The sequence below is a fragment of the Bradyrhizobium sp. UFLA05-125 genome (assembly GCF_059803515.1).
In genome coordinates this window covers 1-26,885 of the sequence record NZ_JBANBJ010000013.1, presented here as the reverse complement: position 1 = coordinate 26,885, position 26,885 = coordinate 1, and the positions used below count along the sequence as shown (strand labels likewise).

28 protein-coding genes and 1 tRNA gene are annotated in these 26,885 nt (G+C 64.2%); 16 read left to right on the top strand and 13 right to left on the bottom strand.

The genetic code is table 11. The features are described 5' to 3' along the window. Positions 1-28 precede the first annotated feature (28 nt). A complete protein-coding gene (locus tag SO156_RS14850) occupies positions 29-427 on the top strand; it encodes an SPW repeat protein (RefSeq protein ID WP_498535317.1) in 399 nt (132 codons plus the stop codon). Positions 428-479: 52 nt separating this feature from the next. Here the strand turns inward: SO156_RS14850 and SO156_RS14845 are convergent, their stop codons facing one another. The 3 genes from SO156_RS14845 to SO156_RS14835 form a co-directional block, all read right to left on the bottom strand. Further along, complete coding sequence (locus SO156_RS14845; RefSeq protein ID WP_498535316.1) at positions 480-752, bottom strand: GNAT family N-acetyltransferase; 273 nt, start codon at positions 750-752, stop codon at positions 480-482. An 11-nt stretch (positions 753-763) separates the two neighbouring features. Next, positions 764-1,279, bottom strand: a complete 516-nt coding sequence (locus tag SO156_RS14840) for a DUF3828 domain-containing protein (protein WP_458145391.1) — start codon at positions 1,277-1,279, stop codon at positions 764-766. A 90-nt stretch (positions 1,280-1,369) separates the two neighbouring features. Beyond that, positions 1,370-1,723 carry a hypothetical protein gene (locus SO156_RS14835; RefSeq protein WP_498535315.1) on the bottom strand — a complete coding sequence of 118 codons (354 nt, stop codon included), beginning with the start codon at positions 1,721-1,723 and terminating at the stop codon, positions 1,370-1,372. Positions 1,724-2,057: 334 nt separating this feature from the next. Between SO156_RS14835 and SO156_RS14830 the strand changes: the two genes are divergently transcribed. The 5 genes from SO156_RS14830 to SO156_RS14810 all read left to right on the top strand — a co-directional run bounded on the left by SO156_RS14830 (position 2,058) and on the right by SO156_RS14810 (position 7,050). Then, positions 2,058-3,662 (top strand): acyl-CoA synthetase, encoded by a 1,605-nt coding sequence (locus SO156_RS14830; protein WP_498535314.1) that lies wholly within the window; start codon positions 2,058-2,060, stop codon positions 3,660-3,662. Positions 3,663-3,671: 9 nt separating this feature from the next. Next, entirely contained in the window at positions 3,672-4,532 is an 861-nt protein-coding gene (locus SO156_RS14825) for a PCC domain-containing protein (RefSeq protein WP_498535313.1), read from the top strand. A gap of 97 nt (positions 4,533-4,629) precedes the next feature. Further along, entirely contained in the window at positions 4,630-5,406 is a 777-nt protein-coding gene (locus tag SO156_RS14820; protein ID WP_498535312.1) for an AAA family ATPase, read from the top strand. Between the two features lie 139 nt (positions 5,407-5,545). Next, positions 5,546-6,097, top strand: a complete 552-nt coding sequence (locus tag SO156_RS14815) for an SRPBCC family protein (RefSeq protein WP_498535311.1) — start codon at positions 5,546-5,548, stop codon at positions 6,095-6,097. A gap of 2 nt (positions 6,098-6,099) precedes the next feature. Continuing rightward, positions 6,100-7,050, top strand: a complete 951-nt coding sequence (locus tag SO156_RS14810) for a YVTN family beta-propeller repeat protein (protein ID WP_498535310.1) — start codon at positions 6,100-6,102, stop codon at positions 7,048-7,050. 115 nt (positions 7,051-7,165) lie between these two features. Here SO156_RS14810 and SO156_RS14805 read toward each other — a convergent pair whose 3' ends face one another. The 6 genes from SO156_RS14805 to SO156_RS14780 all read right to left on the bottom strand — a co-directional run bounded on the left by SO156_RS14805 (position 7,166) and on the right by SO156_RS14780 (position 14,505). Beyond that, a complete protein-coding gene (locus SO156_RS14805; protein WP_498535309.1) occupies positions 7,166-8,092 on the bottom strand; it encodes a nucleoside hydrolase in 927 nt (308 codons plus the stop codon). Between the two features lie 93 nt (positions 8,093-8,185). Further along, positions 8,186-8,830: an HAD family hydrolase gene (locus SO156_RS14800; RefSeq protein ID WP_458145383.1), complete on the bottom strand. Its 645-nt coding sequence runs from the start codon at positions 8,828-8,830 to the stop codon at positions 8,186-8,188. 62 nt (positions 8,831-8,892) lie between these two features. Next, positions 8,893-9,519, bottom strand: coding sequence for a 2-hydroxychromene-2-carboxylate isomerase (locus SO156_RS14795; protein WP_458145382.1), 627 nt, complete (start codon positions 9,517-9,519; stop codon positions 8,893-8,895). 77 nt (positions 9,520-9,596) lie between these two features. Continuing rightward, positions 9,597-12,575 (bottom strand): excinuclease ABC subunit UvrA, encoded by a 2,979-nt coding sequence (gene uvrA / locus SO156_RS14790; RefSeq protein WP_498535308.1) that lies wholly within the window; start codon positions 12,573-12,575, stop codon positions 9,597-9,599. A 253-nt stretch (positions 12,576-12,828) separates the two neighbouring features. Then, positions 12,829-13,491: an outer membrane protein gene (locus SO156_RS14785; RefSeq protein WP_458145380.1), complete on the bottom strand. Its 663-nt coding sequence runs from the start codon at positions 13,489-13,491 to the stop codon at positions 12,829-12,831. Between the two features lie 243 nt (positions 13,492-13,734). Next, positions 13,735-14,505 (bottom strand): outer membrane protein, encoded by a 771-nt coding sequence (locus tag SO156_RS14780; protein WP_498535307.1) that lies wholly within the window; start codon positions 14,503-14,505, stop codon positions 13,735-13,737. A gap of 446 nt (positions 14,506-14,951) precedes the next feature. Here SO156_RS14780 and SO156_RS14775 point away from each other — a divergent pair, with 446 nt between their 5' ends. The 3 genes from SO156_RS14775 (at position 14,952) to gyrA (ending at position 19,000) form a co-directional block, all read left to right on the top strand. Next, on the top strand, positions 14,952-15,443 hold the full coding sequence (locus SO156_RS14775; RefSeq protein WP_458145378.1) for a single-stranded DNA-binding protein: 492 nt from the start codon (positions 14,952-14,954) through the stop codon (positions 15,441-15,443). Between the two features lie 251 nt (positions 15,444-15,694). Then, positions 15,695-16,093, top strand: coding sequence for a DUF2306 domain-containing protein (locus tag SO156_RS14770; RefSeq protein WP_458145377.1), 399 nt, complete (start codon positions 15,695-15,697; stop codon positions 16,091-16,093). 168 nt (positions 16,094-16,261) lie between these two features. Continuing rightward, the gene (gene gyrA / locus SO156_RS14765) at positions 16,262-19,000 is read left to right on the top strand and encodes a DNA gyrase subunit A (protein ID WP_498535306.1); all 2,739 of its coding nucleotides are present in this window, start codon (positions 16,262-16,264) and stop codon (positions 18,998-19,000) included. Between the two features lie 102 nt (positions 19,001-19,102). Here the strand turns inward: gyrA and SO156_RS14760 are convergent, their stop codons facing one another. Together SO156_RS14760 and SO156_RS14755 are read right to left on the bottom strand one after the other, a co-directional pair. After that, positions 19,103-20,956, bottom strand: coding sequence for a potassium transporter Kup (locus SO156_RS14760; RefSeq protein WP_458145447.1), 1,854 nt, complete (start codon positions 20,954-20,956; stop codon positions 19,103-19,105). A 182-nt stretch (positions 20,957-21,138) separates the two neighbouring features. Beyond that, positions 21,139-21,396, bottom strand: coding sequence for a hypothetical protein (locus SO156_RS14755; protein WP_458145446.1), 258 nt, complete (start codon positions 21,394-21,396; stop codon positions 21,139-21,141). 248 nt (positions 21,397-21,644) lie between these two features. Between SO156_RS14755 and coaD the strand changes: the two genes are divergently transcribed. The 6 genes from coaD to SO156_RS14725 all read left to right on the top strand — a co-directional run bounded on the left by coaD (position 21,645) and on the right by SO156_RS14725 (position 24,975). Continuing rightward, positions 21,645-22,142, top strand: coding sequence for a pantetheine-phosphate adenylyltransferase (gene coaD, locus SO156_RS14750; RefSeq protein WP_458145375.1), 498 nt, complete (start codon positions 21,645-21,647; stop codon positions 22,140-22,142). A gap of 36 nt (positions 22,143-22,178) precedes the next feature. Continuing rightward, the gene (locus SO156_RS14745) at positions 22,179-22,754 is read left to right on the top strand and encodes a peptidylprolyl isomerase (protein WP_458145374.1); all 576 of its coding nucleotides are present in this window, start codon (positions 22,179-22,181) and stop codon (positions 22,752-22,754) included. Between the two features lie 8 nt (positions 22,755-22,762). Further along, positions 22,763-23,173 (top strand): UCP034077 family protein, encoded by a 411-nt coding sequence (locus SO156_RS14740; RefSeq protein WP_458145373.1) that lies wholly within the window; start codon positions 22,763-22,765, stop codon positions 23,171-23,173. Continuing rightward, positions 23,170-23,634, top strand: coding sequence for a peptidylprolyl isomerase (locus SO156_RS14735; protein WP_449382537.1), 465 nt, complete (start codon positions 23,170-23,172; stop codon positions 23,632-23,634). Before SO156_RS14740 ends, SO156_RS14735 begins: the two co-directional genes overlap by 4 nt. Positions 23,635-23,754: 120 nt before the next feature. Further along, positions 23,755-24,828, top strand: coding sequence for a tRNA preQ1(34) S-adenosylmethionine ribosyltransferase-isomerase QueA (queA, locus tag SO156_RS14730; protein WP_498535305.1), 1,074 nt, complete (start codon positions 23,755-23,757; stop codon positions 24,826-24,828). Positions 24,829-24,900: 72 nt separating this feature from the next. Continuing rightward, positions 24,901-24,975, top strand: a tRNA-Cys gene (locus tag SO156_RS14725). A 155-nt stretch (positions 24,976-25,130) separates the two neighbouring features. On the opposite strand, the gene SO156_RS14720 is transcribed toward SO156_RS14725, so the two are convergent. Continuing rightward, positions 25,131-26,168 carry an aspartate-semialdehyde dehydrogenase gene (locus tag SO156_RS14720; protein ID WP_458145371.1) on the bottom strand — a complete coding sequence of 346 codons (1,038 nt, stop codon included), beginning with the start codon at positions 26,166-26,168 and terminating at the stop codon, positions 25,131-25,133. A gap of 11 nt (positions 26,169-26,179) precedes the next feature. Here SO156_RS14720 and SO156_RS14715 point away from each other — a divergent pair, with 11 nt between their 5' ends. Beyond that, a complete protein-coding gene (locus SO156_RS14715; protein WP_458145370.1) occupies positions 26,180-26,437 on the top strand; it encodes a hypothetical protein in 258 nt (85 codons plus the stop codon). Between the two features lie 10 nt (positions 26,438-26,447). Here SO156_RS14715 and SO156_RS14710 read toward each other — a convergent pair. Continuing rightward, the coding region (locus SO156_RS14710; protein ID WP_498535304.1) for a PepSY domain-containing protein at positions 26,448-26,885 on the bottom strand (438 nt) is incomplete at its 5' end.

Genomic DNA, 26,885 nt, shown 5'->3' with positions numbered 1-26,885 from the left:
ACGTATGCCTCTTGTGTAGGAGGTTACGATGTCGGACTTTGGTTTTCTGAATACTCATCGGACATGGGAAGACTGGTGCGGGATGCTGCTCGGCGCGCTGATCGTTGCGTCGCCGTGGATTCCCATCCAGGATCATGCGGTGATCGTCGGACACCAAGCGGTGATCCTGAACGCGGTCGCAGCCGGCCTGGTCGTGTTTGGCCTCAGCCAGCTCGAATATGTTGCGTTGCAGCGCTGGCAGGAGATAGCGACGATCCTGGTCGGGCTCTGGCTCATCGTCTCGCCCTATGTCCTCGGCTATTCCGGCGAAGGCTTTCTGCGTGTCTACCATACCAGCCTCGGCGCGCTGGTGGTGCTGCTCGGCATTCTCCAGCTCTGGCAGGATTGGGAGCTGAGCGACCAGGACATGCTCAAGCACGGGCAATAGGCATGGGTGCGCGCATGGCCCGCCGCGGGATCGGCGGGCCTGCGCCCACTTTTCACGTCACGAGATCAGCGTAGTCCGGATGCTTGTCGATCCAGGTCTTCACGAAGGGACATTGCGGGATCAGCCTCAGGCCTGCGGCGCGGACCTGGTCGAGCGCGCCTTGCACGAGCCTTGAGCCGACGCCCTTGCCGCCGAGCTCCCTCGGCACCTCCGTATGCTCGAAGGTGATGACGTTGCCGTCGAGCTTGTAATGTTCGGTGGCGAGATGACCTTCCACCTCGAGCTCGAAGCGGTGATGAGCCTTGTTGTCGATGACGTCGCTCATGTCGTCTCCCGTCAGATCTTCAGCGACTCCGTCAGCATCTTGCGGATCGACCAGGCTTGCCCATCGGACTCGCCCTTGATGTCGTCGATCTTCCAGCTATTGGCCTCGCGCACGAAGTCATAACGCACGACCTGGTCGGCGGGTTTGCGGTCGTTGCGACGCCCGATGATGGTCACCGCGATCGTGGCCTTGTCGGCCTCGAGCTTCTCCGTGTCGACCTTGAACGATTTGACGTCAGGGTCCTGCGAGTTGGTGACGGGATCGAAATCGATCGGCCCGACATCGCCCTTCGGCGTGTGCGCGTCGGCCTTCGCCCACAGCGCGATCAGCGATCTGGAGAGATATTTTGCCTTGGCCGCCTTGGTCTCGATGATGAAGGCGCCGCCGCCGTCGCCTTTGCCCTTGGCGGCGCGGGTGTAGATCGCGGTCAGGATCGCGACGGGATCGTCGGCTGAGGGGGCTTGTGCGGCGGCTGCGTTGACGGAGGCGAGAAGCGAGGCTGCGACGAACGTGCGGCGGGTGAGCATGGGGTGTCCTGAGATAGGTTGCACCGCTCTTATAGACGGGAATGTCGGGCGGCGGTGTATCTCAGTAGAGGTTTGCAGCGGCGATTTGGTTCAATCGGCGACCCTGGCGAGACGCGGATCCTCGGCAGGCTGCGGGTGCAGGCAACCCTTGCAGATGACGAGCGATCGCTTGACCTGTGCGTCCTGGTCGGCCTGGTTACCGTCCTGGCCCTGCGACGACTCCTTCGCGTAAGATTGGAGTGCCGCGGCCGATTTGTCCGGGCCGGTTCGCGCGGCGGTCCGTGGCGTATGCGCTGGCTTTGGCTGATTGGGGTCCTCGCCCGCACCGTCCCAGGCGTAACGGGCCGGCGCGTAAGCGGGATCGGAGGCAAGCCGTGCTTGCGGGGCCGCGGCACACCCGGCGAGCGCCAGCGACAACAGGAGAAAGGCGGGCGCTTTGGACATGGTGCGGAACTCTGTACGCGGAGACTGATCAAGATTGCGCCGATCGTGTTTAAGATTCCCTGAACGGTCGAGGCGATCGCGACGGCTGCGTGATGGACGTTCTGGTGACGCTGCCAACGGCAATGTGCGTCGCTTATTCGATGGCTATGTGCGGCGGGCACGGTTCGCCATCCTGCTTCAAGGAGAGAAGGCGATTACTGCAACGCCCTTCGCGTTCAAGATGCCGTAATGGGGCTCTGCGGCGGGCGGCCTTGCCGCGCCGCTGATGATGGCGATAAATGAGCCGCGAAGAGCGGCCCGCTTGCGAGCCGTCCGCCAGCGAAGAGGAAGCCCCATGCAGCCATTGCGGATGTCGCGCCGCGTCATGAACCTCGCTCACATGCTGACCCAGAATGCGCGGCGACACGGGGCGCGGCCGGGTTTCGTGTGGGGCGACCGATCCTGGAGCTGGCGCGAGATCGACGCGCAGGTGTCCGCGCTTGCCGCGGCGCTCGCCGCGCGCGGCATCAGCAAGGGCGACCGCATCCTCGTCCATTCCAAGAATGGCGACGAGATGTTCTTCTCGATGTTCGCCGCCTTCCGGCTCGGCGCGGTCTGGGTGCCCACGAACTTCCGCCTGATGCCGGACGAGGTTGCCTATCTCGCGCAGGCCTCCGGCGCGAGAGGGTTCCTGTGCCACGGCGATTTTCCCGAGCATGCCGCGGCCGTGACCGGCAGCGCGCTGGAGTTCATCTGGCGCATCGGTGACGGCGCGTTTGGTGAGACCACCGTTGCGGAGGCGATCGACAGGCATGCCGGCGTCACGGTCGAGAACGTCGCCGTCGAGCATGACGATCCCTGCTGGTTCTTCTTCACTTCCGGCACCACCGGCCGTTCCAAGGCGGCGGTGCTCACGCATGGCCAGATGGGTTTCGTAGTCACCAATCACCTTGCGGATCTGACGCCGGGCACCACCGAAGCGGATGCCTCGCTCGTGGTTGCGCCACTGTCGCATGGCGCCGGCGTGCATCAGTTGATGCAGACGGCGCGCGCCGCGCGCACCGTGCTGCTGCCGACCGAAAAATTCGACATCAGCGAGGCGTTCCGCCTGATCGAGACGCATCGCGTCAGCAATCTCTTCACAGTGCCGACGATCCTGAAGATGATGGTCGAGCATCCCGCGGTCGACAAGTTCGACCATTCCTCGCTGCGCCAGGTGATCTATGCGGGCGCGCCGATGTATCGCGAGGACCAGAAGACCGCGCTGAACAAGCTCGGCAAGGTCATCGTGCAGTATTTTGGCCTTGGCGAAGTCACCGGCAACATCACCGTCCTTCCGGCCGCGCTGCACGATGTCGAGGACGGTCCGCATGCCAAGATCGGCACCTGCGGTTTCGAGCGCACGGGCATGCAGGTCTCGATCCAGGATGACGAGGGCCGCGAGCTCGGCGCCAACCAGAGCGGCGAGATCTGCGTGATCGGGCCGGCCGTGTTCGCCGGCTACTACGACAACCCCGAGGCCAATGCGAAGGCGTTTCGCAACGGTTGGTTCCGCACAGGCGATCTCGGCCACATGGACGAGGAGGGGTTCGTCTACATCACGGGACGTGCCTCCGACATGTACATTTCCGGCGGCTCCAACATCTATCCGCGCGAGATCGAGGAAAAGATCTTGACCCATCCCGCGGTCGGCGAGGTCGCCGTCCTCGGCGTACCCGATCCGACCTGGGGTGAAGTCGGCGTTGCCGTCTGCGTTGCGCGCGAAGGTGCAAAACCCGTGGGCGAGGCGGAGATGGCCGCTTTCCTCGGTCCCAAGGTGCCGCGTTACAAGATGCCGAAGCGCTTCTTTTTCTGGGAGGCGCTGCCGAAGTCGGGCTATGGCAAGGTCCCCAAGCGGATGGTGCGTGACGAACTCGAGGCGCGCGGCCTGCTCGATCTCGACAACAAGCAGGCGGGCTGAGCGCTGATCATGCGGAGCATCAAGCAGCCGGGCACGCCGGTCGCGGAGCGTATCCAGTGGGTGGAGGTGAGGGGGCGGGCCTTCGCGTTCAGGCTCGAGGCCGGCATGCCGCTGCTCGAAGCTGCGCGCCGCGGCTTTGCGGCGGAGGGCTTTGCCGGTGGCGTTCTCAGCTTCGGTCAAGGTGCACTGGGCTCGTTCGCTTACGTGATGCCGGCGCTGTCCAAGACTGGCGAGAACGCCGCATTCTACAGCGATACCTTTCGCCCCCAGGGCATGACGCGCTTGAAGCTCGGCAGCCTGACGCTGGGCAGGCGCGACGGCGCGCCGTTCTTTCACTGCCACGGGCTCTGGACCGAGGCGGACGGTCGCGCCAGCGGCGGCCACATGCTGCCGGAGGAGACTGTCGTTGCCGAGCCGTTCGAGGCCGCGGCGTTCGGTATCGACGGCGCGATGTTCACGGCGGAGCCTGACGGCGAAACCAACTTCAAGCTGTTCGGGCCGGTGGCTTGTCCGCCGAGCGGTGCCCGCACCACCAGCCGCGCCTTCGCGCTGCGGCTCCGGCCAAACCAGGACTTTGCCGGCGCGCTCGAAGGCTTCTGCCGTGAGCACGGCATCGCGCGCGCGAAAATCCATGGCGGCGTCGGCTCGACCATCGGCGCGCGCTTCACCCATGGCGGCGTGACCGAGCCGTTTGCGACCGAGCTGGCGGTGACCGCCGGCGCGATCGCGCCCGGCGCCTCCGGTGCGCTGGAGGCGGAGCTCGATGTCGCCCTGGTCGACTACACCGGCGGCCTCGCCGAGGGCCGCCTGGTTCGTGGAGACAATCCCGTGCTGATGACGATGGAGCTGGTGCTGGAAGTGCTGGACTAGGGTGCTGCCGGGGCTTGTGCTGCTTGGCAGATGCCACTTCCTTCGCGATGATGTTCTTATTATGTTCTCAAGATGAGAGCGGGCTGAGGAGCCGAGAATGGGCCGGAGAGGCAATCGCACGATCAACCTGCCGGCGCCGTATCTAAAGCGGGTCTGGCTCGATGCGCCCAAAATTGGCGATCGCGAACCCTATCCGTTCTGCCTTCCCATCTTCGCGGGCGACTTCGAACTTTGCTTTGACTCGGCCATCACCATCATTGTCGGCGAGAATGGCGCCGGCAAGTCCACCATTCTGGAAGGCATTGCTGCTCTTGCCGGCTACGACGAAGCAGGCGGTGGAAAGGGCTACAGGCCGGTCGATCATTCCAGTGCGCTGGAGAAGATGGGCGGCCAGCTCTCGAAGGCGCTGCGCGCGAGCTGGCTGCCCAAGATCACCAACGGCTGGTTCTTCCGCGCCGAAAGTTTCTTCTCGGTGGCGCGTTACCTCGATCAAGCGGCGCTCGACGACCCGTTCGGAGGCCCGCCACCGGATTTCCTCTCCCACTCCCATGGTGAAGGCTTCCTGCGCTTTTTCGAGGAGCGCTGCCAGCGCCAGGGCATTTTCATCTTCGACGAGCCGGAATCTGCGCTCTCACCGTCGCGCCAGATCGAATTCCTGAAGTTGCTGCGGCGGATGGAAGACTCCCGCATCTGCCAGGTCATCATGGCCACGCACGCGCCGATGCTGATGGCCTATCCCAATGCGACCCTGCTGCGACTGACCAAAGGCGGACTGGAGCCGGTGACCTTGTGGGAGACCGACCATTTCAAGGTGATGCGCGAGTTCTGCGATGATCCGGCCGGATTCATCGATGCAGCGCTCCAGGACGAGTAGGGCACGGGACAAGGGGGTGAACACGCCCCCCAGACCACCGGGTACCACGAAGGGCCTCGATCCCGTCCAAAACTGCGCTACGATGCCCGCAGCGCGCGTCAGTCGCGCAAGGTCAACGAGACGCGAACGAGGATACGACATGAGGGTGACGACGAGGACGGCGCTGGCCGTGATGGCGGCGCTGGCGGTGGGGACGACGGCTCTTACAGCAGCCTGGGCGCATGGACCGACCCGGCAGAAGGTGCGGGAATCCGTCGAGATCAACGCGCCGCAGGCCAAGGTCTGGGCGGTGATCTCCAATTTCCAGGACATGAGCTGGCTCGCGGGCGTCAGCAAGACCGAGGGCGAGAAGGGCAACGAGATCGGGGCAACGCGGCGCCTGACGCTGGGGACCGGCGCGACCATCGACGAGGAGCTCTACAAATACGAGCCCGATATGATGAGCTATTCGTACCGGATCACGGCCGTCGACGTGAAGGTGCTCCCGGTCACCAATTATTCCTCGACGCTGACGGTGTCGCCCGCGCCCGAAGGCAAGACCAAGCTGGAATGGGCCGGCGCGTTCTATCGCGGTTTTCCCAACAATGACCCGCCGCCGGAGTTGAGCGACGAGGCCGCCAAGCAGGCGGTGAGCGGGCTCTACAAGGGCGGCCTCGAGGCGCTGAAGAAGAAGATCGAGAGCGGAAGCTGAGCGTGCGCGTTCTGGTGCTGGCGGCGCTGGCCGCCAGCTTTGCAGCAAACCTCGGCCGTGCCGCGGCCGAGGAGGCGTTCGTCACCAACCAGCTCAGCGATGATCTCACGGTGGTGGATCTCGCGACCTCGCGCGCCGTCGCCACGGTTCCGATCGGCGGCAAGCCGGCGGGCGTCGCCGTCTCCGCCGACGGTCGTTTTGCCTATGTGACGAGCCCTGACGGCAAAGCGTTGACCGTGGTCGACGCCGCGGCGCGCAGCGTGATTGGCCGTGTCGACGTCGGCGGCGGCCCGCTCGGTATCGCTGTGGCGCCCGATGGCAAGGCCGTCTACGTCGCCGACTGGTACGCGGCGGCGGTGCGCGTGATCGACCCGCAGGCGAGGGGCGTCGTGGCGAGCATTGCGGTCGGCGCCTCGCCTTCCGGGCTCGCGGTGACGCCTGATGGCCGCCTGCTGCTGTCGGCGGACCGTGACGACGACAGCATCTCCATCGTCGACACCGCGACGCGCGAACGGCGCGCGGTCGTGAAGGTCGGCACGCGGCCGTTCGGCGTCACCATCGATGCCGAGGGCAAGCGCGCGTTCGCGGCCAATGTCGGCTCGAACGACGTCTCCGTGATCGATATCGCCGAGGCGCGCGAGACCGGCCGCGTGCCGGTGGGCATGCGGCCCTATGCGGTGGCGCTGGCCTTAGGCCGCGGCTTCGTCACCGACCAGTATGGCGGCACGGTCAGCGTATTCGATCTCGCAACCCTAAAAGCCGTCAAGCGGATCAATGTCGGCGACTATCCGGAAGGCATCGCCGCGACCGCCGATGGCAAACGCATCATCGTCGCGAATTGGGAGAGCAATACGCTCAGCATCATTGATGCCGTCGAGCTGAAGCTGATCGGCGAGGTCAAGGTCGGCGACGGCCCGCGTGCGTTCGGGGCGTTTCTCAGGCGAACGGAGTAAAATTCGTAGGGTGGGTTAGCGAAGCGTAACCCACCTCTTTACTCACCGCGCGTCGAGAGAAGCGGTGGGTTGCGCCAGCGGACCGCGCTTCGCGCAGCCGCAGGGCTAACCCACCCTACGACGTCTTTGCCGCGGCAAATGCCTTCAGCTTCAAAAAGAAGTCCCGCAAAATCGGATTGCGATCGACGTAGGTCACGTACCGGATCGCATGCCGTCTGCGATCGATGCTCCACGTCATCTGCTCCGTCACGACCGGTGCGGGAATGATCACGCTCGGCGCCCAATCGGGATTGAGAAGCCAGCCTACCGGCGCCATGTCCCAGATTTCCTTCGACCAGCCGAGATGATCGGACGAATACTCCTTGAAGCGCATCGCCAGGAACGCGCCAATGTTACCGCGCGGTTCGACGTAGCGCTCGATCTCCGGCACCGTGCTGTGCAGATGGGAGGTAACCCCCTTGCACGGTACGAGCACCAGGGGCACGCCGCTGTCGAACAGCACCTGGGCGCCGCCGACATCCTGCTTGAGATTGAACTCGATGGTGTGCGGCCATTCCAGCGCATGGCCCCCAAGCCACACCACCACGACGCGATCCCTGATATCGGGCGCTTTGAGAAGCACCGAGGCAACGTTGCTGATGGCACCGATGGCAACGATGTAGAGCGGCCTGTCAGGCGATCCGGCCCGCGCTCGCGCGATCATGTCATCGACCGCCGGCGCCTCGCGGGCTTGCTTCTGGGCGCCGACATAGTCGGTGACCCCGCGATGAACCAGACCGTCAGGCGAAACGTTCAGACGCTCAAGCAAGCGCAGGATTTCCTGGTAGCTCAGCTCCATGCCATGGCCTGGACTGTCCGCGCGCTTGTTGAAGAACGGCGCGGCGTAGATCGCCTCGACGTCGAAGCGCTCCTTCGAGAGCAGCATCTGGACGAGCGCGAACTGATCGTCGATTTCGTTGTAGGTATCGGTGTCGAGCACGACGCGCACCCTGCCGGAAGGCGGCGCCAGAAGTCTTAAACGGGCGGCTTCCGTGATGGGCATCAGCATCTCCTCGTGAGTGCGTAGGGTGGGTTAGCCCTGCGGCTGCGCGAAGCGCAGATGGACAACCTCCTGAGAGACCAAAGCTAACCCACCCTACGCTTGCTTCAGCGGGGACCGACATAGCACATCCGCAATCTCGTCGATCCGCTCGAATGTGTGATCCGGCCCTTGCCCCCGTAACGCTGCCGGCGCGGCATAGCCCCAGCAAACAGCGCCGCAGGCAATGCCAACGCTGCGGGCCGCCTCGATGTCGCGAACCTCGTCACCGATCGCGATGACCTGTGCCGGCTGTACGCCAGCGCGGCGGATGACCCGGCGGAATTTGGCGGGCTTACCGAACAGCGAGGCGGCACAGTCGAAATGCGCGAACAGATGAGCTGCCGCACCTAACTTCTCGCGCGCATTGGCTTCGCTGTCCGAGGTCACCAGTGCGAGTTGCACGCCGCCTGCGGCAAGCGTCTGCAGCATGGCCTCGACGCCGGCGAACAGGGAAATCTCCGCCATCGCCTCCGCCTTCAGTCGCCGCGCATGCCGCGCGATTGCCGGCAGCTTCCATAAGGGCACCTCGAGATGATTCAGAATTTCACGGGTCCCGGCATGCCGCAGCCCCTCGACATCCTCATCCGCCACGCGGCGAAAGCCGAAGCGATCGGCAACGTCGTTGATGTTGCGCAGAAACCACGGAAAGCTGTCGGCGAGCGTGCCGTCGAGATCGAAGATGGCGAGGGAGTAGGGCATTCACACCTGAAATGAGACGCGGCCGGTCGACCACATTCAAAGCTACCCGCGCCTCATGGTGATCACACGCGAACGACCGGATTCTCGCGACGTAGTCGCCAATTCAACATTTCCAGCCGATCATTGCCGAAAAACACTTCGGTCTCATAGACAAAAGTTGGGACGCCGAAGATTCCGTTCGCATAGGCGGTCTCTGTTTCGGCAGTCAAAGTCGCACGGGAATCGAACGAAATGGACCGGTAAGCCAGATCTGGATCTCTGCCCGCGCGCGAGAGACATTCTGCGAGGATTTGTGGATCGGCGATGTCGCGCTGCTCTTGCCATAGCGCGGCGAATACCGCCTTCCGGAAGGCTTCATGGCCCTCTGGATCGAGCTGTGCGGCCGCGCAGAGAGCGGCTATCGAGTTTGGACGTTGCGGCTTTGGCGGACGGAGTGGCGCGCCGTAAAACGCCGCATTGCGGCGGACATCGGCAATGAGATGCGCACGTTTCGGTCCCGACAATGGATCGACGTACTGTGCCCAGGCTTCTCGACCGGCTTGCAAATTCAGCAACACATCAATCGAGACGGGCCGCCAGCGCCATGTGAAGCCAGGCGGGAGCGCAAACGATCCCGCACAGATTCGATAGTTAGCGAAGTAAGCGTATGGCGACCTGAAATCGTAGTAGGCGGTTATGATTGCGGACATCAAAATGACTCTGGCAAAGGTATCGGAGGAATACGCCGGTGCTGTAGCGTCTGTTGCCGAATGCTCACGGTTGGCGTCTACTCCGCCGCCTCGCTCGTGCTCCTCCGCTTCGGCTTGCCTGCCTTCTTTAGCACCGGCTCCAGAAACTTGCCGGTGTAACTCCTTGGTGCCTTGACGATGTCCTCCGGCGGGCCCCAGGCGACGATTTCGCCGCCGCCGTCGCCGCCTTCGGGGCCGAGGTCGATGACCCAGTCTGCGGTTTTGATGACTTCGAGATTGTGCTCGATGACGACGACCGTATTGCCCTGTGCGACCAGCTCGTGCAGCACCTCCAGAAGCTTCTTCACGTCATGGAAGTGCAGGCCCGTCGTGGGCTCGTCCAGAATGTAGAGCGTGCGTCCCGTCGCGCGCTTTGACAACTCTTTTGCCAGCTTGACGCGCTGGGCTTCACCGCCGGACAGCGTGGTCGCCTGCTGGCCGACATGGATGTAGTCGAGGCCCACGCGGTGCAGGGTGTTGAAAGTCTCACGGACGCGCGGCACGGCCTTGAAGAAATCGGCGGCTTCCTCGACGGTCATGTCGAGCACGTCGGCGATGCTCTTGCCCTTGAACAACACCTCCAGCGTCTCGCGGTTGTAACGTTTTCCCTTGCAGACGTCGCAGGTGACGTAGACGTCGGGCAGGAAGTGCATCTCGATCTTGATGACGCCGTCGCCCTGGCAGGCCTCGCAGCGGCCGCCCTTGACGTTGAAGGAGAAGCGGCCGGGCTCGTAGCCGCGTGCCTTCGCCTCGGGCAAGCCCGCAAACCATTCGCGGATCGGCGTGAAGGCGCCGGTGTAGGTCGCGGGATTCGAGCGCGGGGTGCGGCCAATCGGCGACTGGTCGATGTCGATGATCTTGTCGATGTGCTCGAGGCCTTCGATGCGGTCGTGGGGAGCTGCGCCTTCGCTGGCGCCGTTCAGCTTGCGGGCGATGGCGCGGTAGAGCGTATCGATCAAGAGGGTCGACTTGCCGCCGCCGGAGACGCCGGTGACGCAGGTGAACAGGCCGAGCGGAATCTCCGCCGTGACGTTCTTCAAATTGTTGCCGCGCGCGTTCACCACCTTGATGGTGCGGCGATGGTTCGGCGGACGCCGCTCCGGTACCTCGACCTCGAGCTCCCCGGTGAGGTATTTGCCGGTGAGCGATTTCGGGTTGCGCATGATCTCGGCGGGCGTGCCTTCGGCGACGATGTTGCCGCCATGCATGCCGGCGCCGGGGCCGATGTCGAGCACGTAGTCGGCGAGGCGAATGGCGTCCTCGTCATGCTCGACCACGACCACGGTATTGCCGAGGTCGCGCAGGCGCTTCAGCGTATCGAGCAGGCGCGCATTGTCGCGCTGGTGCAGGCCGATCGAGGGCTCGTCCAGCACGTAGAGCACGCCCGTCAGGCCTGAACCGATCTGCGAGGCCAGGCGGATGCGCTGGCTCTCGCCGCCGGACAGCGTGCCTGATGAGCGCGACAGCGTGAGATAATTGAGGCCGACGTCGAGCAGGAAGGTGAGGCGCTCGCGGATCTCCTTGAGAATCCGTCCCGCGATCTCGTTCTGCTGCTTGTTCAGCGCTTCCGGCACGCCCTCGAACCACTCGCCGGCGCGCCTCACCGAGAGCTCGGAGATCTCGCCGATATGCTTGCCGCCGACCTTCACGCTCAGCGCCTCCGGCTTCAGCCGAAAGCCCTTGCAGGCCTCGCAGGGGACGTCGTGAAAGTACTTCGCCAGCTCCTCGCGCGCCCACTCGCTCTCGGTCTCGCGATAGCGGCGGTTGATGTTGGTGATGACGCCCTCGAACGGCTTCTTGGTGTCGTAGGAGCGGACGCCGTCCTCGTAGGAGAACTTGATCTCGTCCTCGCCGGAGCCGTAGAGAATCGCGTCTTTCGTCTTCTTCGCCAGATCCTTCCACTTGGTGTCGAGCGTGAATTTGTAGTGCTTGCCGAGCGCGGTCAGCGTCTGCACGTAATAGGGTGACGACGATTTGGCCCACGGCGCGATCGCGCCCTTGCGCAGGGTCATCTCCTTATCGGGGATGACGAGATCCTCGTCGACATGCTGCTCGACGCCGAGACCGCCGCAGGCGGGACACGCGCCATAGGGGTTGTTGAACGAGAACAGCCGCGGCTCGATCTCGGGGATGGTGAAGCCGGAGACCGGGCAGGCGAATTTTTCCGAGAATAGAATGCGCTCGGGGCCGCTCTTGTCGTGGATCTTGGCGGTCTTCTTTTTCTCTTCGGCCGGAGCGGCTGCGGCCGGGCCATCTGCGAACTCGACGACGGCAAGGCCCTCGGCGAGCTTCAGCGCTGTCTCAAAGCTCTCAGCGAGGCGCTGACCGATATCGGCGCGCACCACGATGCGGTCGACGACGACGTCGATGTCGTGCGGAAATTTCTTGTCGAGGTTAGGGGCCTCCGCAAGCTCGTAGAAGGTGCCGTCGATCTTGACGCGCTGAAAGCCCTTCTTGAGCCATTCGGCAAGCTCCTTCCTGTACTCGCCCTTGCGGCCGCGCACGACCGGCGCGAGCAGATAGAGGCGGGTGCCTTCGGGCAGCGCCAGCACCCGGTCGACCATCTGCGAGACGGTCTGGCTCTCGATCGGCAGGCCGGTTGCGGGCGAATAGGGCACGCCGACGCGCGCCCACAACAGGCGCATGTAGTCGTAGATCTCGGTGACGGTGCCAACGGTGGAGCGCGGGTTCTTCGAGGTGGTCTTCTGCTCGATCGAGATGGCGGGCGACAGGCCGTCGATCTGGTCGACGTCCGGCTTCTGCATCATCTCGAGGAACTGGCGGGCATAGGCCGAGAGCGACTCGACGTAGCGGCGCTGGCCTTCGGCGTAGATGGTGTCGAAGGCGAGCGAGGACTTTCCGGAGCCGGACAACCCGGTGAACACCACGAGCTTGTCGCGGGGAATCTCGACGTCGATGTTCTTGAGGTTGTGCTCGCGCGCGCCACGGATCGTAATTGCGCGCAGGCTCGAGCCCGCGTTCTGTTGTTGGCGCTTCGCCTTGATCACTTCGTCCATCCCAGTGGTCCCCAAGGAAATTCCCACGCCGCGCGGTCGCGCCGGCGTTCAGGCGCGCCTCGCCCGGAACCGGGGATGGACGCCGTTGGGTAGGCTGCGAACGTAGGAAGAACGAGAACGGATTTCCAGTGCGAGTTGCGAATCGTCAACGGATTGTTGGCGCGGTGGCGGCACCTGGCAGTAGCGCCGCCGATACGGGCAGCAAAAAGGCCGGCGCGAGGCCGGCCTTTCCGTCGAGAAGCAATCTCGAAGATCAGTACTTCGCGACGATCGGGCCGCCGAAGTGATAGTTCACGCCGACCTGCACGCTGTGCAGTTCGATCGTGCCCGAGGGCAGGCCGAAGTAGTCCTCGCTGCCAAGGCTGCGGAACAGATATTCGCCCTTGACCGACCAGTTCGGGGCAAAGAACGCCTCGATACCCGCACCAACGGTCCAGCCGGAGTGGAAGTGGCTTTCCGACGCCGTGACTCCGAGCGCGGTCATGCTGAGCTTGTTGTCGATCCAGGCATAGCCGCCGGTGCCGTAGAACAGCACCTGGTCGACGGCGAAGCCGACGCGGCCGCGCACGGTGCCGAGCGCGTTGATGCGGCTGGTGGCGGTAACGCCGGCCGCAGTGATCGACGCGTTGACGTCAGCCCAGCCGCCATCGGCTTCGAGACCGTACACGATGTTGCCGGCCTGCCAGTTGTAGCCGACCGTGCCGCCGGCGAATCCGCCCTTCATCTTCGGGTCGGTGGAGGTGTTTTCCGAAGCGTAGCCGCCGAAGCCACCGAGGTAAAAGCCGGTCCAGTTATAGACCGACGCTGCGGCTACCGGGGCCTTGGTGTAGGGGCGGGCCGCCAGATCGGCTGCCACGGCCGGAGCGAACGCGCTGAGTGCGAACAAGCTGGCCGAAGCCAACAAAACCTTCTTCATTTTCAACTTAATCCCCAGTCCCAGTTTCTGTTTTTGCCTTCCGTGCGCGGAAGGGCAGCGGACGCTCAGGTCCAGCTGATGTCGTGCTTACACCAGTGAAGCTGCGAATTGTGTGTCCGGGATGCCACACTAGGCCCAAAACAGGTTAGTATAACTGACCTATTCGCGCGACAGTTGTACCCCGCGCAGCAAAAAAGGCCGGCGCAAGGCCGGCCTTTTCGACAGGAAGAGGTTTGGCGAAGATCAGTACTTCGCGATCAGCGGGCCACCCCAACGGTAGTTCAGGCGGACGAGGCCCATATCGACGTCCTGGTCGATTCGGTCGCTGCCGAATGACACGCCGCCGGGCGCCGTGAAGCCAATGGTGCGGTGGCCCAGGAAGATGTGGTCGTATTCGACACCAACCGACCAGTTCGGCGCAAAGCCAAATTCCAGGCCGGCGCCCACCGTGCCACCCCAACGGGTCTCGTTGGCCGAGGCCAGCTGCGCGCCGCTCGGTATGTCGAAGACGTCATACTTGTCGCCGACAACTGCACCGCCGCCCTTCACGTAGAACAGCACGTTGTTCCAGGCGTAGCCGATTTGGCCGGTGATCAGGCCGAATGCGTCGATGCGCGAACGGTTGCGGTCGGTCGGGAAGACGGAGCTGGTGTTATCGCCCCGGAAGTCGGCCCAGTTGCCCTGGCCTTCGAAGCCGAACACCCACTGGCCGGTCTGCCAGCGGTAGCCGATCTGACCACCGACCGTGCCGCCGGTTGCATTGTGGCAGCCTTCACCCACGAGACTGCCGGGAACGCCAGTCACGAAGCCGGTGCTGTCGACGAAGTCCCAGCATTTGTGGGACGAACCGCCGCCGCCGTTGATGCCGATGTAGAAGCCGCTCCAGTCGTAAATTGCGGCGATCGCCGGGGGCGGAGCCTTCACGTATGGGCGTGCCGCGAGATCCGCTGCGCTCGCCGGAGCCGACAGGCTCAGCGCAACCGCACCAACAACCCCCACCACAATCTTCTTCATTTCTGTCTCTCCGGCTGTGCCGCTTCCTTCGTTCCCGAAGCGGTCAATCAGGCGCGACGCCCAATGAATTGATGTTGCGGCGAGCCTAGTCTGATTTGGGGGTAGAGTCCGTCTCCAAAAAGCAACAGTCGCGCGTGAAGTGAGCGGTTCCTAAGTTAATGAATGTTAAGTCGTATTCCTGTGCGCGGGAACCCAAAAAAGTTCCATGCGGTTCCGATAATTTGCAAGGCGTGCAACCTGATGTTGCCGCCGTATTCCGTCACCGCTTGCGCAAGAACAAAGCTGGAACATTGGCGAAGCCGGTGCTATATGTGGGGATAACCTGCGGGATCGCGGGCTCGACGATGCGCGCGAGCGTATAGGGTCCCTCAGCAAGCGGCAGCGAGCGGTTTTGGCACGGCTCCGGCTTTTTCGAACAATTTCGCAGTTTGGAGTGGAGAGCGGCGATGGCGGGAAGCATCAACAAGGTCATTCTGGTCGGCAACCTCGGCAAGGATCCGGAAATCCGCCGCACCCAGGACGGGCGGGCGATCGCCAATCTGAGCGTCGCGACGTCGGAGACCTGGCGCGACAAGGCAACCGGCGAGCGCAAGGAAAAGACCGAGTGGCACCGCGTCGTGATCTTCAACGAGGGGCTCGCGAAGGTCGCGGAGCAGTACCTGAAGAAGGGCGCCAAAGTTTACGTCGAAGGCGCGCTGCAGACCCGCAAATGGACCGACCAGAGCGGCGCCGAAAAATACTCGACCGAGGTTGTGCTCCAGGGCTTCAACTCCAACCTCACGATGCTCGACGGCCGTGGTGGCGGGGGAGGCGGCAGCTTCGGCGAGGAGCCGGGCGGCGACTTCGGCTCCTCTGGCCCCGTGAGCAGCGCGCCGCGCCGCGCGGTCGCCGCCGGCGGTGGCCGCAACAGCGACATGGACGACGACATCCCGTTCTGAGCGGACTTGCCGTTTTAAGGGGACTTACCGTTCTAAGGGGACTTGCCGTTCTAAGGGACTGGTTCGGCGCCTTCGCACAAAGGGTCATCATCTCTTACCAATTGGCTGATCAGGCTGGTGTTTACTGGCCGGATTGATGTTGTGCCTGAGGATCTGGTGTTCGCGCGATGTGAATGGTATTCACTTGATGTTAATGCTATTTACATTGCTTGCGCCGGCCTCCCAGGCGCCATCGCCAGGACGCCTCAGTCATGACCCTCGCCCCGCTGCTTGACGCCGCTCCAGCCATTCCGCTCCACGCCTTTGCGGCGATGACCGCCTTCGTGCTCGGCGTCGTCCAGTTCGCGGCTCCCAAGGGCACGCTGCCGCACCGGACCGTCGGCTGGATCTGGGTGGCGCTGATGGCTATCGTGGCAGCGTCATCGTTCTGGATCCACCAGATCCGGCTGGTAGGGCCGTTCAGTCCGATTCATCTGCTGTCGATCTTCACGCTCGTGATGCTGCCGCTCGCGGTATGGCGGGCGCATACCCATCGTGTCGCCGATCACCGGCGCATCATGATCTTCATGTTCATCGGCGCGCTGGTGGTCGCGGGGCTGTTCACGCTGCTGCCGGGACGCATCATGCATCACGTGATTTTCGGCTCGTAAAACAGGGTTCCATAGGGCCCTTTCCGGGTGCTCCCGGCGATACTTCGCGGAAGCCGTAAGTCGTTGGAAAAATAAGCGGAAAAAGCGCCTCCCGGGAGTGCGCGAGGGTGGTTATCAGACCCTCGATGCGCTATATGATTCCCGGACAGAAATTCACCGGATTCCCCCTTGGCTGACGACGACAACGACACGCCCGGCGACAAGCCGGAGCATCCTTCGGATATTCGCCCGATCTCGATCCTCGACGAGATGAAGAAGTCGTACCTCGATTACGCCATGAGCGTGATCGTGGCGCGCGCGCTCCCCGATGCGCGCGATGGCTTGAAGCCGGTGCACCGGCGCATCCTCTTCTCGATGAACGAGGAGGGCTATACACCCGACAAGAAGCACAAGAAGTCCGCCGGCATCGTCGGCGACGTCATGGGCCAATACCACCCGCATGGCGACCAGGCGATCTATGACGCGCTGGTGCGCATGGCGCAGCCCTTCTCGATGCGCGAACTGCTCGTGGACGGGCAGGGCAATTTCGGCTCGGTCGACGGCGATCCGCCGGCGGCGATGCGCTACACCGAGTCGCGCCTGACCAAGATCGCGCTCAAACTGCTCGAGGACATCGAGAGCGAGACGGTCGACTTCCAGGACAATTATGACGGCTCGACCAAGGAGCCGGTGGTCCTGCCGGCGCGGTTCCCGAACCTGCTGGTCAACGGCGCCGGCGGCATCGCCGTCGGCATGGCCACCAACATCCCGCCGCACAATCTGGGCGAGGTGATCGACGCTTGCCTGGCGTTGATCGACAATCCTTCGCTCACCATCGACGAACTGAACCACATTATCCCAGGTCCGGATTTCCCGACCGGCGGCATCATCCTGGGGCGCCAGGGCATCCGCAGCGCCTACCATCTCGGCCGCGGCTCGATCGTGATGCGCGGCAAGGTCGAATTCGAGACCATTCGCAAGGAACGCGAGGCGATCGTCATCACCGAGATCCCGTATCAGGTGAACAAGGCGACGATGGTCGAGCGCATCGCCGAGCTCTACAAGGAAAAGAAGATCGAGGGCATTTCCGACCTGCGCGACGAGTCCGACCGCGATGGCTATCGCGTCGTCGTCGAGCTCAAGCGCGACGCCATGCCCGACGTGGTTCTGAACCAGCTCTACAAGTTCACGCCCTTGCAGACGAGCTTCGGGGTCAACAGCGTCGCGCTCGACTCGGGCCGTCCGCAGACGATGAACCTGAAGGACATGCTGACGATCTTCGTCGGCTTCCGCGAGCAGGTCGTCACCCGCCGCACCAAGTACAAGCTGCGCAAGGCGCGCGAACGAGCCCATGAGCAGGTTGGTCTTGCGATCGCCGTCGCCAATATCGACGAGATCATTCGCGTGATCCGGACTTCGCCCACGCCGGCCGTCGCGCGCGATACCCTGATGACGCGCGACTGGCCGGCGCGTGACGTCGAGGACATCATCACGCTGATCGATGATCCCCGCCACCGCATCAACGCGGACGGCACCATCCGTCTGTCGCTGGAGCAGGCCAGGGCCATCCTGGAATTGCGCCTCGCGCGCCTCACGGCGCTCGGCCGCGACGAGATCGGCGACGAGCTGTCCAAACTCGCCGGCGAGATTGGCGACTATCTCGACATCCTGCGTTCGCGCGCCCGTATCCTCGACATCGTCAAGACCGAGCTCGCCGAGGTGAAGGCGGAATTCGCGACGCCGCGCCGCACCGTGATCATGGAGCAGGAAGGCGAGGTCGAGGACGAAGACCTTATCCAGCGCGAGGACATGGTCGTCACGGTCTCCCATGCCGGCTACGTCAAGCGCGTGCCGCTGTCGGCCTACCGCGCGCAGCGCCGCGGCGGCAAGGGCCGCGCCGGCATGCAGACCCGCGACGAGGATTTTGTGTCGCGCCTGTTCGTGGCCTCCACACACACGCCGGTGCTGTTCTTCTCGTCCCGCGGCCAGGTCTACAAGGAGAAGGTCTGGCGCCTGCCGATGGCGGCGCCGAATGCGCGCGGCAAGGCGCTGATCAACATCCTGCCGCTGGAGCAGGGCGAGCGCATCACCACCATCATGCCGCTGCCGGAGGATGAGTCGACCTGGGGCCAGCTCGACGTGATGTTCGCGACCACCGGCGGCAATGTCCGGCGCAACAAGCTGTCCGACTTCGTCGACGTCCGCCGCTCCGGCATCATCGCGATGAAGCTCGACGACAATGAATCAATTGTCGACGTGCAGATCTGCACCGAGCGTGACGACGTTCTGCTGACCGGCGCCGGCGGCCAATGCATCCGCTTCCCCGTCACCGACGTGCGCGTGTTCACCGGGCGTACCTCGATGGGCGTGCGCGGCATCGCGCTCGCGAAGGCCGACAAGGTGATCTCGCTGGCGATCCTGCGCCATGTCGAGACGACCTCGGACGAGCGTTCGGCCTACCTGAAGATGCGCCGCGCGGTCGCAGGCGAAGGCGCGACTGATGAGGCCGCAGAGGCCGAAACCGAGGAGACGTCGGGCGCGAGCGAGCTCTCGCAGGAGCGTTATGTCGAAATGTCGGCGGCCGAGCAGGTGGTGCTGACCGTCTCCGTCAACGGCTATGGCAAGCGAACCTCGTCCTACGAGTACCGTACCACCGGCCGCGGCGGCAAAGGCATCGTCGCGATGAGCGTCAACAACCGCAACGGCAATCTGGTGGCGTCTTTCCCGGTGGAAGAGGCCGACCAGATCATGCTGGTGACCGACAAGGGCCAGCTGATCCGCTGCCCGGTCGAAGGCATCCGCATCGCCGGGCGTTCGACGCAGGGCGTGATCGTGTTCGACACCGCCGACGACGAGCACGTGGTCTCGGTCGAGCACATCACCGAAGAGGCCGAGAACGGCAACGGCGAGAGCGGGAACGGCGAGTAGGCCGGTCGCGTAGCCCGGGTCGAGCGAGAGCGAAACCCGGGATCTTCGTGATGGTAAGCAAGGACCCGGATGTCGCTTCGCTCCATCCGGGCTAAGGCCTCGCTAGATCTCCAGCTCCGTGCCGAACTCCACCACCTGCCCGGTCGGCACGCCGAAGAATGCCGCGGAACGTTCGGCGTTGCGTTGCAGGAAGGCAAACAGCGATTCTCGCCAGACCCACATGCCCGGAATGTCCTCGCTCGGGATGATGGTCTCTCGGCCGACGTAATAGGTGATGTCGGAGAGATCGATGCCGGGCAGCTTGCCCTGCCGGCAGGCGAGCTTCAGCCCCTCATAGATGGTCGGGTTCTGCATGAAGCCATAATGCAGGACCACGCGCGTGATCGCCGGAATGATCTCGATCACCTCGGTGCGCTCCTCGTCGGGCACGTGCGGGATTTCCTCGATCAGGACTGTCACGAGCAGTACCCGTTCGTGCAGGACGCGGTTGTGCTTGACGAACTGGGTCAGGGCGAGCGGCACGCCTCTCGGCGCCGAAGCGAGATAGACGGCGGTGCCGGGCAGGCGGGCGCGGCATTTGTTGACCGCGGTCTCGATCAAATCCTCCTCGGGCTGGCGGAGCTTCGCACGAGCGTGCTCGACGAGTTTTACGCCACTGCGCCAGGTCAGCATCAGGAAGGCGACGAGGCCGGCGAGCAGCAGGGGAAACCAGCCGCCCTCGAACAGCTTGATCGAATTGGCCGCGAAGAAGATCACATCGATCGCGAAAAAGAAGCCGTTGACCGCGACCACGAGCCAGGGCGAATAGCCCCACTGGATCGCAACCAGCGCGGCGAGCAGCGTCGTGATCGCCATCAACAGCGACACCGCGATGCCGTAGGCGCCGGCGAGCGCGTCCGACGTGCCGAAGGCGAGCACCGCGCCGAGCGTTGCGGCGGCGAGCAGCCAGTTCACCAGCGGCACATAGATCTGGCCGATCGCATCGCTGGTGGTGTGACGGATCTGCATCCGCGGCAGGAAGCCGAGCTGGATCGACTGCTGGGTCAGCGAGAACACGCCCGAGATGATCGCCTGCGAGGCGATCACGGTCGCAACCGCCGAGAAGGCGACCAGCGGGTAGTGCAGTGCATCCGGGCAAAGCTGGAAGAACGGATTCTCGATCATCGTGGGGTCGGTGATCAGGAGGGCGGCCTGGCCGAAATAGTTGAGCACCAGGGCCGGCAGGCAGATGGCGAACCAGGCCAGCCGGATCGGCAGGCGCCCGAAATGCCCCATGTCGGCATACATCGCCTCGCCGCCGGTCACCGCCAGGAAGGCCGCGCCGAGGATCGCGAAGGAGACGTGGAAATCCTGGTGGATCAGGAATTCGAAGGCATAGAGCGGGCTCAGCGCGGCAAGCACTGCCGGTGCCTTGACGATGCCGTGGATGCCGAGCGCGGCGAGCACGCCGAACCAGGCCAGCATGACGGGACCGAAGATCCGGCCGATGAAGCCGGTGCCCTGCTTCTGCATCATGAACAGGCCAATCAGGATGGCGATCGTGACGGGCACTACGACCGGCGCGAGCGACGGTGCATCCACTTTCAGGCCTTCGATGGCGCTCAGCACCGAGATCGCTGGCGTGATCGCGCCGTCGCCATAGAGCAGGGCGGCACCGACGAGGCCGACCACCAGGAGATGCGCGCGCCAGGTGCCTGGTTGCGCCTGACGAGCATGCAGCAGTGCCAGCAGTGCCACGATGCCGCCTTCGCCGCGGTTATCGGCGCGCAGAATCAGAAGCGCATATTTCAGCGAGATGATCAGGAGCAGCGCCCACAGGATCAGGGACGCAACACCGAGCACGGCGTCCTGGGTGAGGGCCCCGCCATGGGCAGCCGCCTTGGCGGCTTCCTTCAGGGCATAGAGCGGGCTGGTGCCGATATCGCCATAGACGACGCCGAGGGCGCCCATGGTCATGGCAAGCGGCAGCGGATTGGGATGGTGGCCGGTAGCGACAGCTGGCGTACTGGACAATGGCAACCCCCTGATGGCGACGCGCCCGCCGGGATATCCGGGAGGGCGCGGTCGTCAGCTCAGTCTGCGACGAGACGTCGCAAATTTCCATGGGGTTTGTGTGACGCCAGATTAGGCAGCGTGGCCTACGGCGTCCGGTCGGCGGTCACCAGGCGCGCCTCTCGGACATCCGCCTTGGTGCCGGCGCGGCGCAGGCAGGAGGCTTCGAAGTTCGGCCAGGCCTGCTGCGAGCAATCCTTGCCGATGACGCGGATGTCCAGCCGGTCACCCTTGGCGAGGGGCTGCGGCACGCTGGCTTCGACGGTCGGAGCGAAACCTGGCAGCACGGTCAGAGCCGCAGCAACGCACGCAGCAACAGTGATCGCTGAAAGAGCCTTTATCATCGACGGTCCCCTGTGATGCGGCCGCTGCGCCTGCTTGCGGCCCGTCATTTCGTTGCGCGGATTAGTAACCATGGCCAGTTTCCGGACGTCTTCGCGGATGCGGGAAATGGTTTCGTTCGCCATCCGTTTTGTTTCGTCGATGCCCTAGGGACGAAACAGTCCAGGGGAGTCCGACATTTCTCGCCGGAAAAACGGGCAGGGAACCCGGCTGGCTTGCCGGGCAGGGCGGGGCGCGGTAGGAGGAGGCCATGCCGCGTATCGCCTTTTATCCGGGTTCCTTCGACCCCATCACCAACGGCCATCTGGACGTGGTCCGGCATGCCGTTCCCCTGTGCGACCGGCTGGTCGTCGCGCTCGGCGTGCACCCCGGCAAGAAGCCGCTGTTCTCGGTCGAAGAGCGGCTCAAGATGCTCCACGACGTCTGCGGGCCGATCGCTGCCCAGGCCGGCTGCGCCTTCGAAGCCACGACCTTCGACGACCTGACCGTCACCGCGGCGCGCAAGCACGGAGCAACCATCATGATCAGGGGTCTTCGCGACGGCACCGACCTCGACTACGAGATGCAGCTCGCCGGCATGAACGAGGCCATGGCGCCAGAGGTGCATACCGTCTTCCTGCCGGCCTCACCCATGGTCCGCCCGATCACCGCCACACTGGTGCGCCAGATCGCCGGCATGGGCGGGGATATCTCGGCATTCGTGCCGCCGCTCGTCGCAAGCCAGCTCAAGGCAAAATTCGCCGGCTAACGGCGCGCGTTTCATCTCATCTGATCCGGAGTTTTCATGATCCGTCGTCTCGCAATTCTTGCCACGATTTTTGCCGCGCTGATCGGCATTGCGCCTGCGGTCGCTCAGACGCTGCCGGCCGGCCTCGACAAGGCCAACGCGCTCGTCATCGACACCACCAAGGGCCGCATCGTCATCAAGCTGCGCACGGATCTTGCGCCCCAGCATGCCGAGCGGCTGAAGCAGCTCGCGCGCGAGGGCTTCTACAACAACGTGCCATTTCACCGCGTGATGGACGGCTTCATGGCGCAGACCGGCGACGGCCAGAACGGCAACGGCACCGGCGGCTCGAAATATCCGAACCTGAAGCAGGAATTCTCCAAGGTGCACTTCGCCCGCGGCATCGTCGGCATGGCCCGCCGCGGCGACAGCGTCGACAGCGCCAATTCGCAGTTCTTCATCATGTTCACGGACGCGCCGAGTCTCGATGGTCAGTACACCGTGGTCGGCGAGGTCGTGCAGGGCATGGACGTCGTCGACAAGCTGAAGAAGGCTTCAGCCGGATCCGCGAGTGGCACCGTCACCGATCCCGACAAGATGGTGAAGGTGCAGGTCGCCTCCGACATCAAATAGGAGAGACGATGGCGCGCCGCGGCCAAAAGCTCCTCGCAGCTGCCGCGGTGCTACTGCTCGGCATCACGAGCGCGTCTGCGGAGGACGACAAGGTCAATACCATCCGCGATGTCTTTGTGCGGCTGGGCCTCTGCTGGAAGCCGCCGCCGCCTGCAAAGGCTCGCCCCATCGACATCACCGTCGTCGTGAGCTTTAACCGCGCCGGAGAGATTTTGGGCCATCCGCGGATTACCTATGAATCCAAGGACGCCTCGGACGATGACCGGCTGCAATACCGGATCGCCGTGATGGAGGCATTGCAACGCTGCACGCCGATGCCATTTACCGAAACGATGGCCGGCGCCGCTGCGGGGCGTCCATTCGCGGTCCAGTTCCACGGCCGGAAGACTTCACCCCCAACCCCAGAGAGAAAAGCATGAGCGTCACCGAAAACACCCTGATCCTCGAAACCACGCAGGGCCCCGTCACCATCGAGATGCGGCCCGACCTCGCGCCTGGCCATGTTGCGCGCATCAAGGAGCTGGTCCGCGAGGGCTTCTACGACGGTATCGTGTTCCATCGCGTGATCGACGGCTTCATGGCACAGACCGGCTGCCCGCACGGCACCGGCACGGGCGGCTCCGGCAAGAAGCTGAAGGCCGAGTTCAACAAGGAGCCGCATGTGCGCGGCACCGCCTCGATGGCCCGCGCCGCCAACCCCGATTCCGGCGACAGCCAGTTCTTTATCTGCTTCGACGACGCCCGTTTCCTCGACAACCAGTACACCGTGTGGGGCAAGGTCACCGCGGGCATGGAGAACGTCGACAAGATCAAGCGCGGCGAACCCGTGATGAATCCCGACAAGATCGTCAAGGCGCGCATGGCGGCTGACAAGGAGTAGGCGGGCTTTGCTGGTGTCATGCCCCGCGCAGGCGGGGCATCCAGTAATCACCGGCGGTGGTTAGACTATGATCGTGAGTACTGGATCGCCCGCCTGCGCGGGCGATGACAAGTTCTGAGTATGCGCACCGATCTCTTCGATTTCGACCTGCCCGCCGAGCGCATCGCACTGCGCCCGGCGCATCCGCGCGACTCTGCGAAGCTGCTGGTCGTAGAGGGCGGCGCGCTACGCGATCAGCTCATCTCGGATCTGCCGCAATGGCTGAAGCAGGGCGACCAGCTCGTCGTCAACGACACCAAGGTGATCGCGGCCCAACTCAAGGGCCGCCGCATCGGCCGCGAGACCGAGCCGAAGATCGAGGCGACGCTGATCAAGCGGCTCGACGGCTCGCGCTGGCAGGCGCTGGTGAGGCCGGCGAAAAAGCTCGTTGCCGGCGACCGCATCCGCTTCGGCAACGAGGGCAAGGTCTGCCTGCTCGGCCATCTCGATGCCGAGGTCGAAGCCAAGGGCGGCGAAGGCGAGGTGACGCTGTCGTTCTCGTTCCACGGGCCGACGCTGGATCAGGCCATCGCCGATCTCGGCAGCCCGCCGCTGCCGCCCTACATCGCTTCGAAACGCACGCCGGACGAGCAAGACGCGGCCGACTACCAGACCATGTTCGCCGTGAATGAGGGGGCCGTCGCAGCGCCAACCGCCGGCCTGCATTTCACGCCGGCCCTGGAGCAGGCGTTACGCGCGCGCGGCGTTGGCATCAACCGTGTCACGCTGCATGTCGGCGCCGGAACGTTTCTGCCGGTGAAGGTGGACGACACCGAAGGGCACAAGATGCATGCCGAATGGGGGACGATCTCGGCCGAGACGGCGGACGTGCTGAACAGCGCGCGCAAGAATGGTGGCCGCATCGTCGCGGTCGGCACCACGTCGCTGCGGCTCCTGGAAAGCGCAGCGGATGAGGATGGCACGATCCGGCCGTTCTCGGCCGACACCGCGATATTCATCACCCCCGGCTATCGCTTCCGTGCTGTCGATATCCTGCTCACGAACTTCCACTTGCCCCGCTCGACCCTGTTCATGCTGGTGTCGGCATTCTCTGGGCTCGAGGCGATGAAGCAAGCCTACGCGCATGCCATCGCGGAGGGATATCGGTTCTATTCGTATGGCGACGCGTGCCTGCTAGTTCGTGGGCGGGAGTGAAGCGATCCTTCTGCGCCACACGCCCTGAGGTAGTGGACAGATCGGTGGATGTTTGCGATACCGAGACCTAAGGGGCGCGTGGCGAAATGGGAACGCTGCGGTCTGCAAAACCGCCACGAGCCGGTTCGACTCCGGCCGCGCCCTCCAAAGCGCATTAGTCAGCACGAAGGGTGGGCAAAGCGACTTGTCCGCCGTAGCTCGAAGAGCGAAGGCGGAAGCGTGCCCACCATCTTTCAGCAATTGCGAGAGAAGAGATGGGCACGGCGCTGGCGCGCCTTTGCCCACCCTACGCATCTTCCTCGCTACGCCATCACGCGCTGCGGCAGCAGCTCGGCGATCTGCACGGCGTTGAGCGCCGCGCCCTTCAGGAGCTGATCTGCTGCCACGAACATCGAGATCGAGTGGCCGCTCGGATCGCTGAGATCCTTGCGGATGCGGCCGACGAGGACGTCGTCCTGGCCGGAGGCATCGATGGGCATCGGAAAATAGTTCTTGGCCCGATCGTCGACGACCTTCACGCCGGGCGCCTGGGCCATGATCGCGCGGACCTGGTCCTCGGTGATCGGCTTTTCGCATTCGAAGGTGATGGCCTCGCAATGGGCGCGCAGCACCGGCACGCGGACGCAGGTGACGCCGATGGCGATCTTCTCGTCTTCGAAGATCTTGCGGGTCTCCTTGATGACCTTGGTCTCCTCGTCGTTGTAGCCGGTCTCGGGATCAACGGCGGTGTTGTGGTTGAAGAGATTGAAGGCGTAGGGGTGCGGCATCACCTTGGGCGTATAGACCTGCCCGTTGAGGTTGGCGCGGGTCGATTCGACAAGTTCCTCCATCGCGGCAGCACCAGCGCCGCTGGCGGCCTGGTAAGTCGAGATGATCACGCGCTTGATGCGGTTCTTCTGGTGGATGGGCCAGAGCGGCACCAGCGCAGTGATGGCCGCGCAGTTCGGGTTGGCGATGATGCCCTTGTGCTCACGAATGCGGCTCGCGTTGATCTCGGGGATCACCAGCGGCACGTTCGGGTCCATGCGGAAGGCGGAGGAGTTGTCGACCACGACAGCACCGGACTTCACCGCGAGCGGTGCGTACTTCTTCGAGATGCTGCCACCGGCGGAGAACAGCGCGATGTCGACGCCGTCGAAGGAGCGCTCGCCCAGCTCCTCGATCACGACCGGCTGGCCGCGGAACGACACCGTCTTGCCGGCGGAGCGGGCGCTGGCCAGCGCCTTCAGCTTGCCGACGCGGAAGCCACGCTTGTCCATGGTGGCGATGAATTCGGCGCCCACCGCACCGGTGACGCCGACAATCGCGACGACGGGATCGTTACTCACATTCTCCTCCATTCGATTTGCGCATGATCTTGTCGGAAAACCGGAGTCCACTTTCCCGGATCATGCGTGCAGACAATAAAAAAGCCCCGGACCACGAGGGCGGGGCTTCGGTTGAGCTGATGCGTAAAGTCGACGACTACGCGCGCACGCCTCCCCGGGCCCCGAAGGCCGTCGTGGTTTTCGTCGTGCGTTTCGTCGCGGTCATCATGGCGGCGACTTATGCGGGAGAGTTTTGTCGCCGTCAACGGCTTTTCAGCCCGATCCGGGCTGTAACGGGATAGGCGCCTCGCCTTACCGCCGGCTCGCGGCGCCCGGCGGCTCGAGGATGACCTCCTTGAGGTCGTTGCCGCTCATGACGACGATTGCGAAATTCAGCCGGCCGCCCTCGCGGACCATGCCGCCGCTGATCGCCTTGCCCGAGGCCGCGTGCTCAGCCACGCGCACGGCGTCGGCCAGACGATGCTGGATGGTCTTGAGGGTGGCGAGGTTGCTGCGGTCATCGGCATCGAACTCGTCGAGGGGTGAGGCGGCGGCGCCGCCAACGATCTTGCCGGTGGTGGCGTCGATCGCGTGCTGCCAGACTCGGTCATTGTGCAGCGTCTTCACCCGGTAGACCGGCGAAGCTGCGGCGCCGTCGAAACTGACGTCGGCCGTCGTCGAGCCCGCGTGTTGCGCCTCGGCGATCGCCATCGCCTGCCTCAGCGAGATCGCGGAGCCGCGGAACATCGC

Bases quoted from the DNA above. Each gene is read 5' to 3' on its own strand.
- SO156_RS14795 (WP_458145382.1), bottom strand. From the start codon at position 9,519: ATGTCCGCAATCATAACCGCCTACTACGATTTCAGGTCGCCATACGCT.
- SO156_RS14770 (WP_458145377.1), top strand. From the start codon at position 15,695: ATGACCCTCGCCCCGCTGCTTGACGCCGCTCCAGCCATTCCGCTCCAC.
- SO156_RS14840 (WP_458145391.1), bottom strand. From the start codon at position 1,279: ATGCTCACCCGCCGCACGTTCGTCGCAGCCTCGCTTCTCGCCTCCGTC.
- SO156_RS14800 (WP_458145383.1), bottom strand. From the start codon at position 8,830: ATGCCCTACTCCCTCGCCATCTTCGATCTCGACGGCACGCTCGCCGAC.
- SO156_RS14785 (WP_458145380.1), bottom strand. From the start codon at position 13,491: ATGAAGAAGGTTTTGTTGGCTTCGGCCAGCTTGTTCGCACTCAGCGCG.
- SO156_RS14760 (WP_458145447.1), bottom strand. From the start codon at position 20,956: ATGACCATGGGCGCCCTCGGCGTCGTCTATGGCGATATCGGCACCAGC.
- SO156_RS14820 (WP_498535312.1), top strand. From the start codon at position 4,630: ATGGGCCGGAGAGGCAATCGCACGATCAACCTGCCGGCGCCGTATCTA.
- SO156_RS14755 (WP_458145446.1), bottom strand. From the start codon at position 21,396: ATGATAAAGGCTCTTTCAGCGATCACTGTTGCTGCGTGCGTTGCTGCG.
- SO156_RS14740 (WP_458145373.1), top strand. From the start codon at position 22,763: ATGGCGCGCCGCGGCCAAAAGCTCCTCGCAGCTGCCGCGGTGCTACTG.
- coaD (WP_458145375.1), top strand. From the start codon at position 21,645: ATGCCGCGTATCGCCTTTTATCCGGGTTCCTTCGACCCCATCACCAAC.
- SO156_RS14720 (WP_458145371.1), bottom strand. From the start codon at position 26,168: ATGGAGGAGAATGTGAGTAACGATCCCGTCGTCGCGATTGTCGGCGTC.
- SO156_RS14835 (WP_498535315.1), bottom strand. From the start codon at position 1,723: ATGTCCAAAGCGCCCGCCTTTCTCCTGTTGTCGCTGGCGCTCGCCGGG.
- SO156_RS14815 (WP_498535311.1), top strand. From the start codon at position 5,546: ATGAGGGTGACGACGAGGACGGCGCTGGCCGTGATGGCGGCGCTGGCG.
- SO156_RS14745 (WP_458145374.1), top strand. From the start codon at position 22,179: ATGATCCGTCGTCTCGCAATTCTTGCCACGATTTTTGCCGCGCTGATC.
- queA (WP_498535305.1), top strand. From the start codon at position 23,755: ATGCGCACCGATCTCTTCGATTTCGACCTGCCCGCCGAGCGCATCGCA.
- SO156_RS14830 (WP_498535314.1), top strand. From the start codon at position 2,058: ATGCAGCCATTGCGGATGTCGCGCCGCGTCATGAACCTCGCTCACATG.
- SO156_RS14775 (WP_458145378.1), top strand. From the start codon at position 14,952: ATGGCGGGAAGCATCAACAAGGTCATTCTGGTCGGCAACCTCGGCAAG.
- SO156_RS14805 (WP_498535309.1), bottom strand. From the start codon at position 8,092: ATGCCCATCACGGAAGCCGCCCGTTTAAGACTTCTGGCGCCGCCTTCC.
- SO156_RS14825 (WP_498535313.1), top strand. From the start codon at position 3,672: ATGCGGAGCATCAAGCAGCCGGGCACGCCGGTCGCGGAGCGTATCCAG.
- SO156_RS14715 (WP_458145370.1), top strand. From the start codon at position 26,180: ATGATCTTGTCGGAAAACCGGAGTCCACTTTCCCGGATCATGCGTGCA.
- SO156_RS14780 (WP_498535307.1), bottom strand. From the start codon at position 14,505: ATGAAGAAGATTGTGGTGGGGGTTGTTGGTGCGGTTGCGCTGAGCCTG.
- SO156_RS14850 (WP_498535317.1), top strand. From the start codon at position 29: ATGTCGGACTTTGGTTTTCTGAATACTCATCGGACATGGGAAGACTGG.
- uvrA (WP_498535308.1), bottom strand. From the start codon at position 12,575: ATGGACGAAGTGATCAAGGCGAAGCGCCAACAACAGAACGCGGGCTCG.
- SO156_RS14735 (WP_449382537.1), top strand. From the start codon at position 23,170: ATGAGCGTCACCGAAAACACCCTGATCCTCGAAACCACGCAGGGCCCC.
- SO156_RS14845 (WP_498535316.1), bottom strand. From the start codon at position 752: ATGAGCGACGTCATCGACAACAAGGCTCATCACCGCTTCGAGCTCGAG.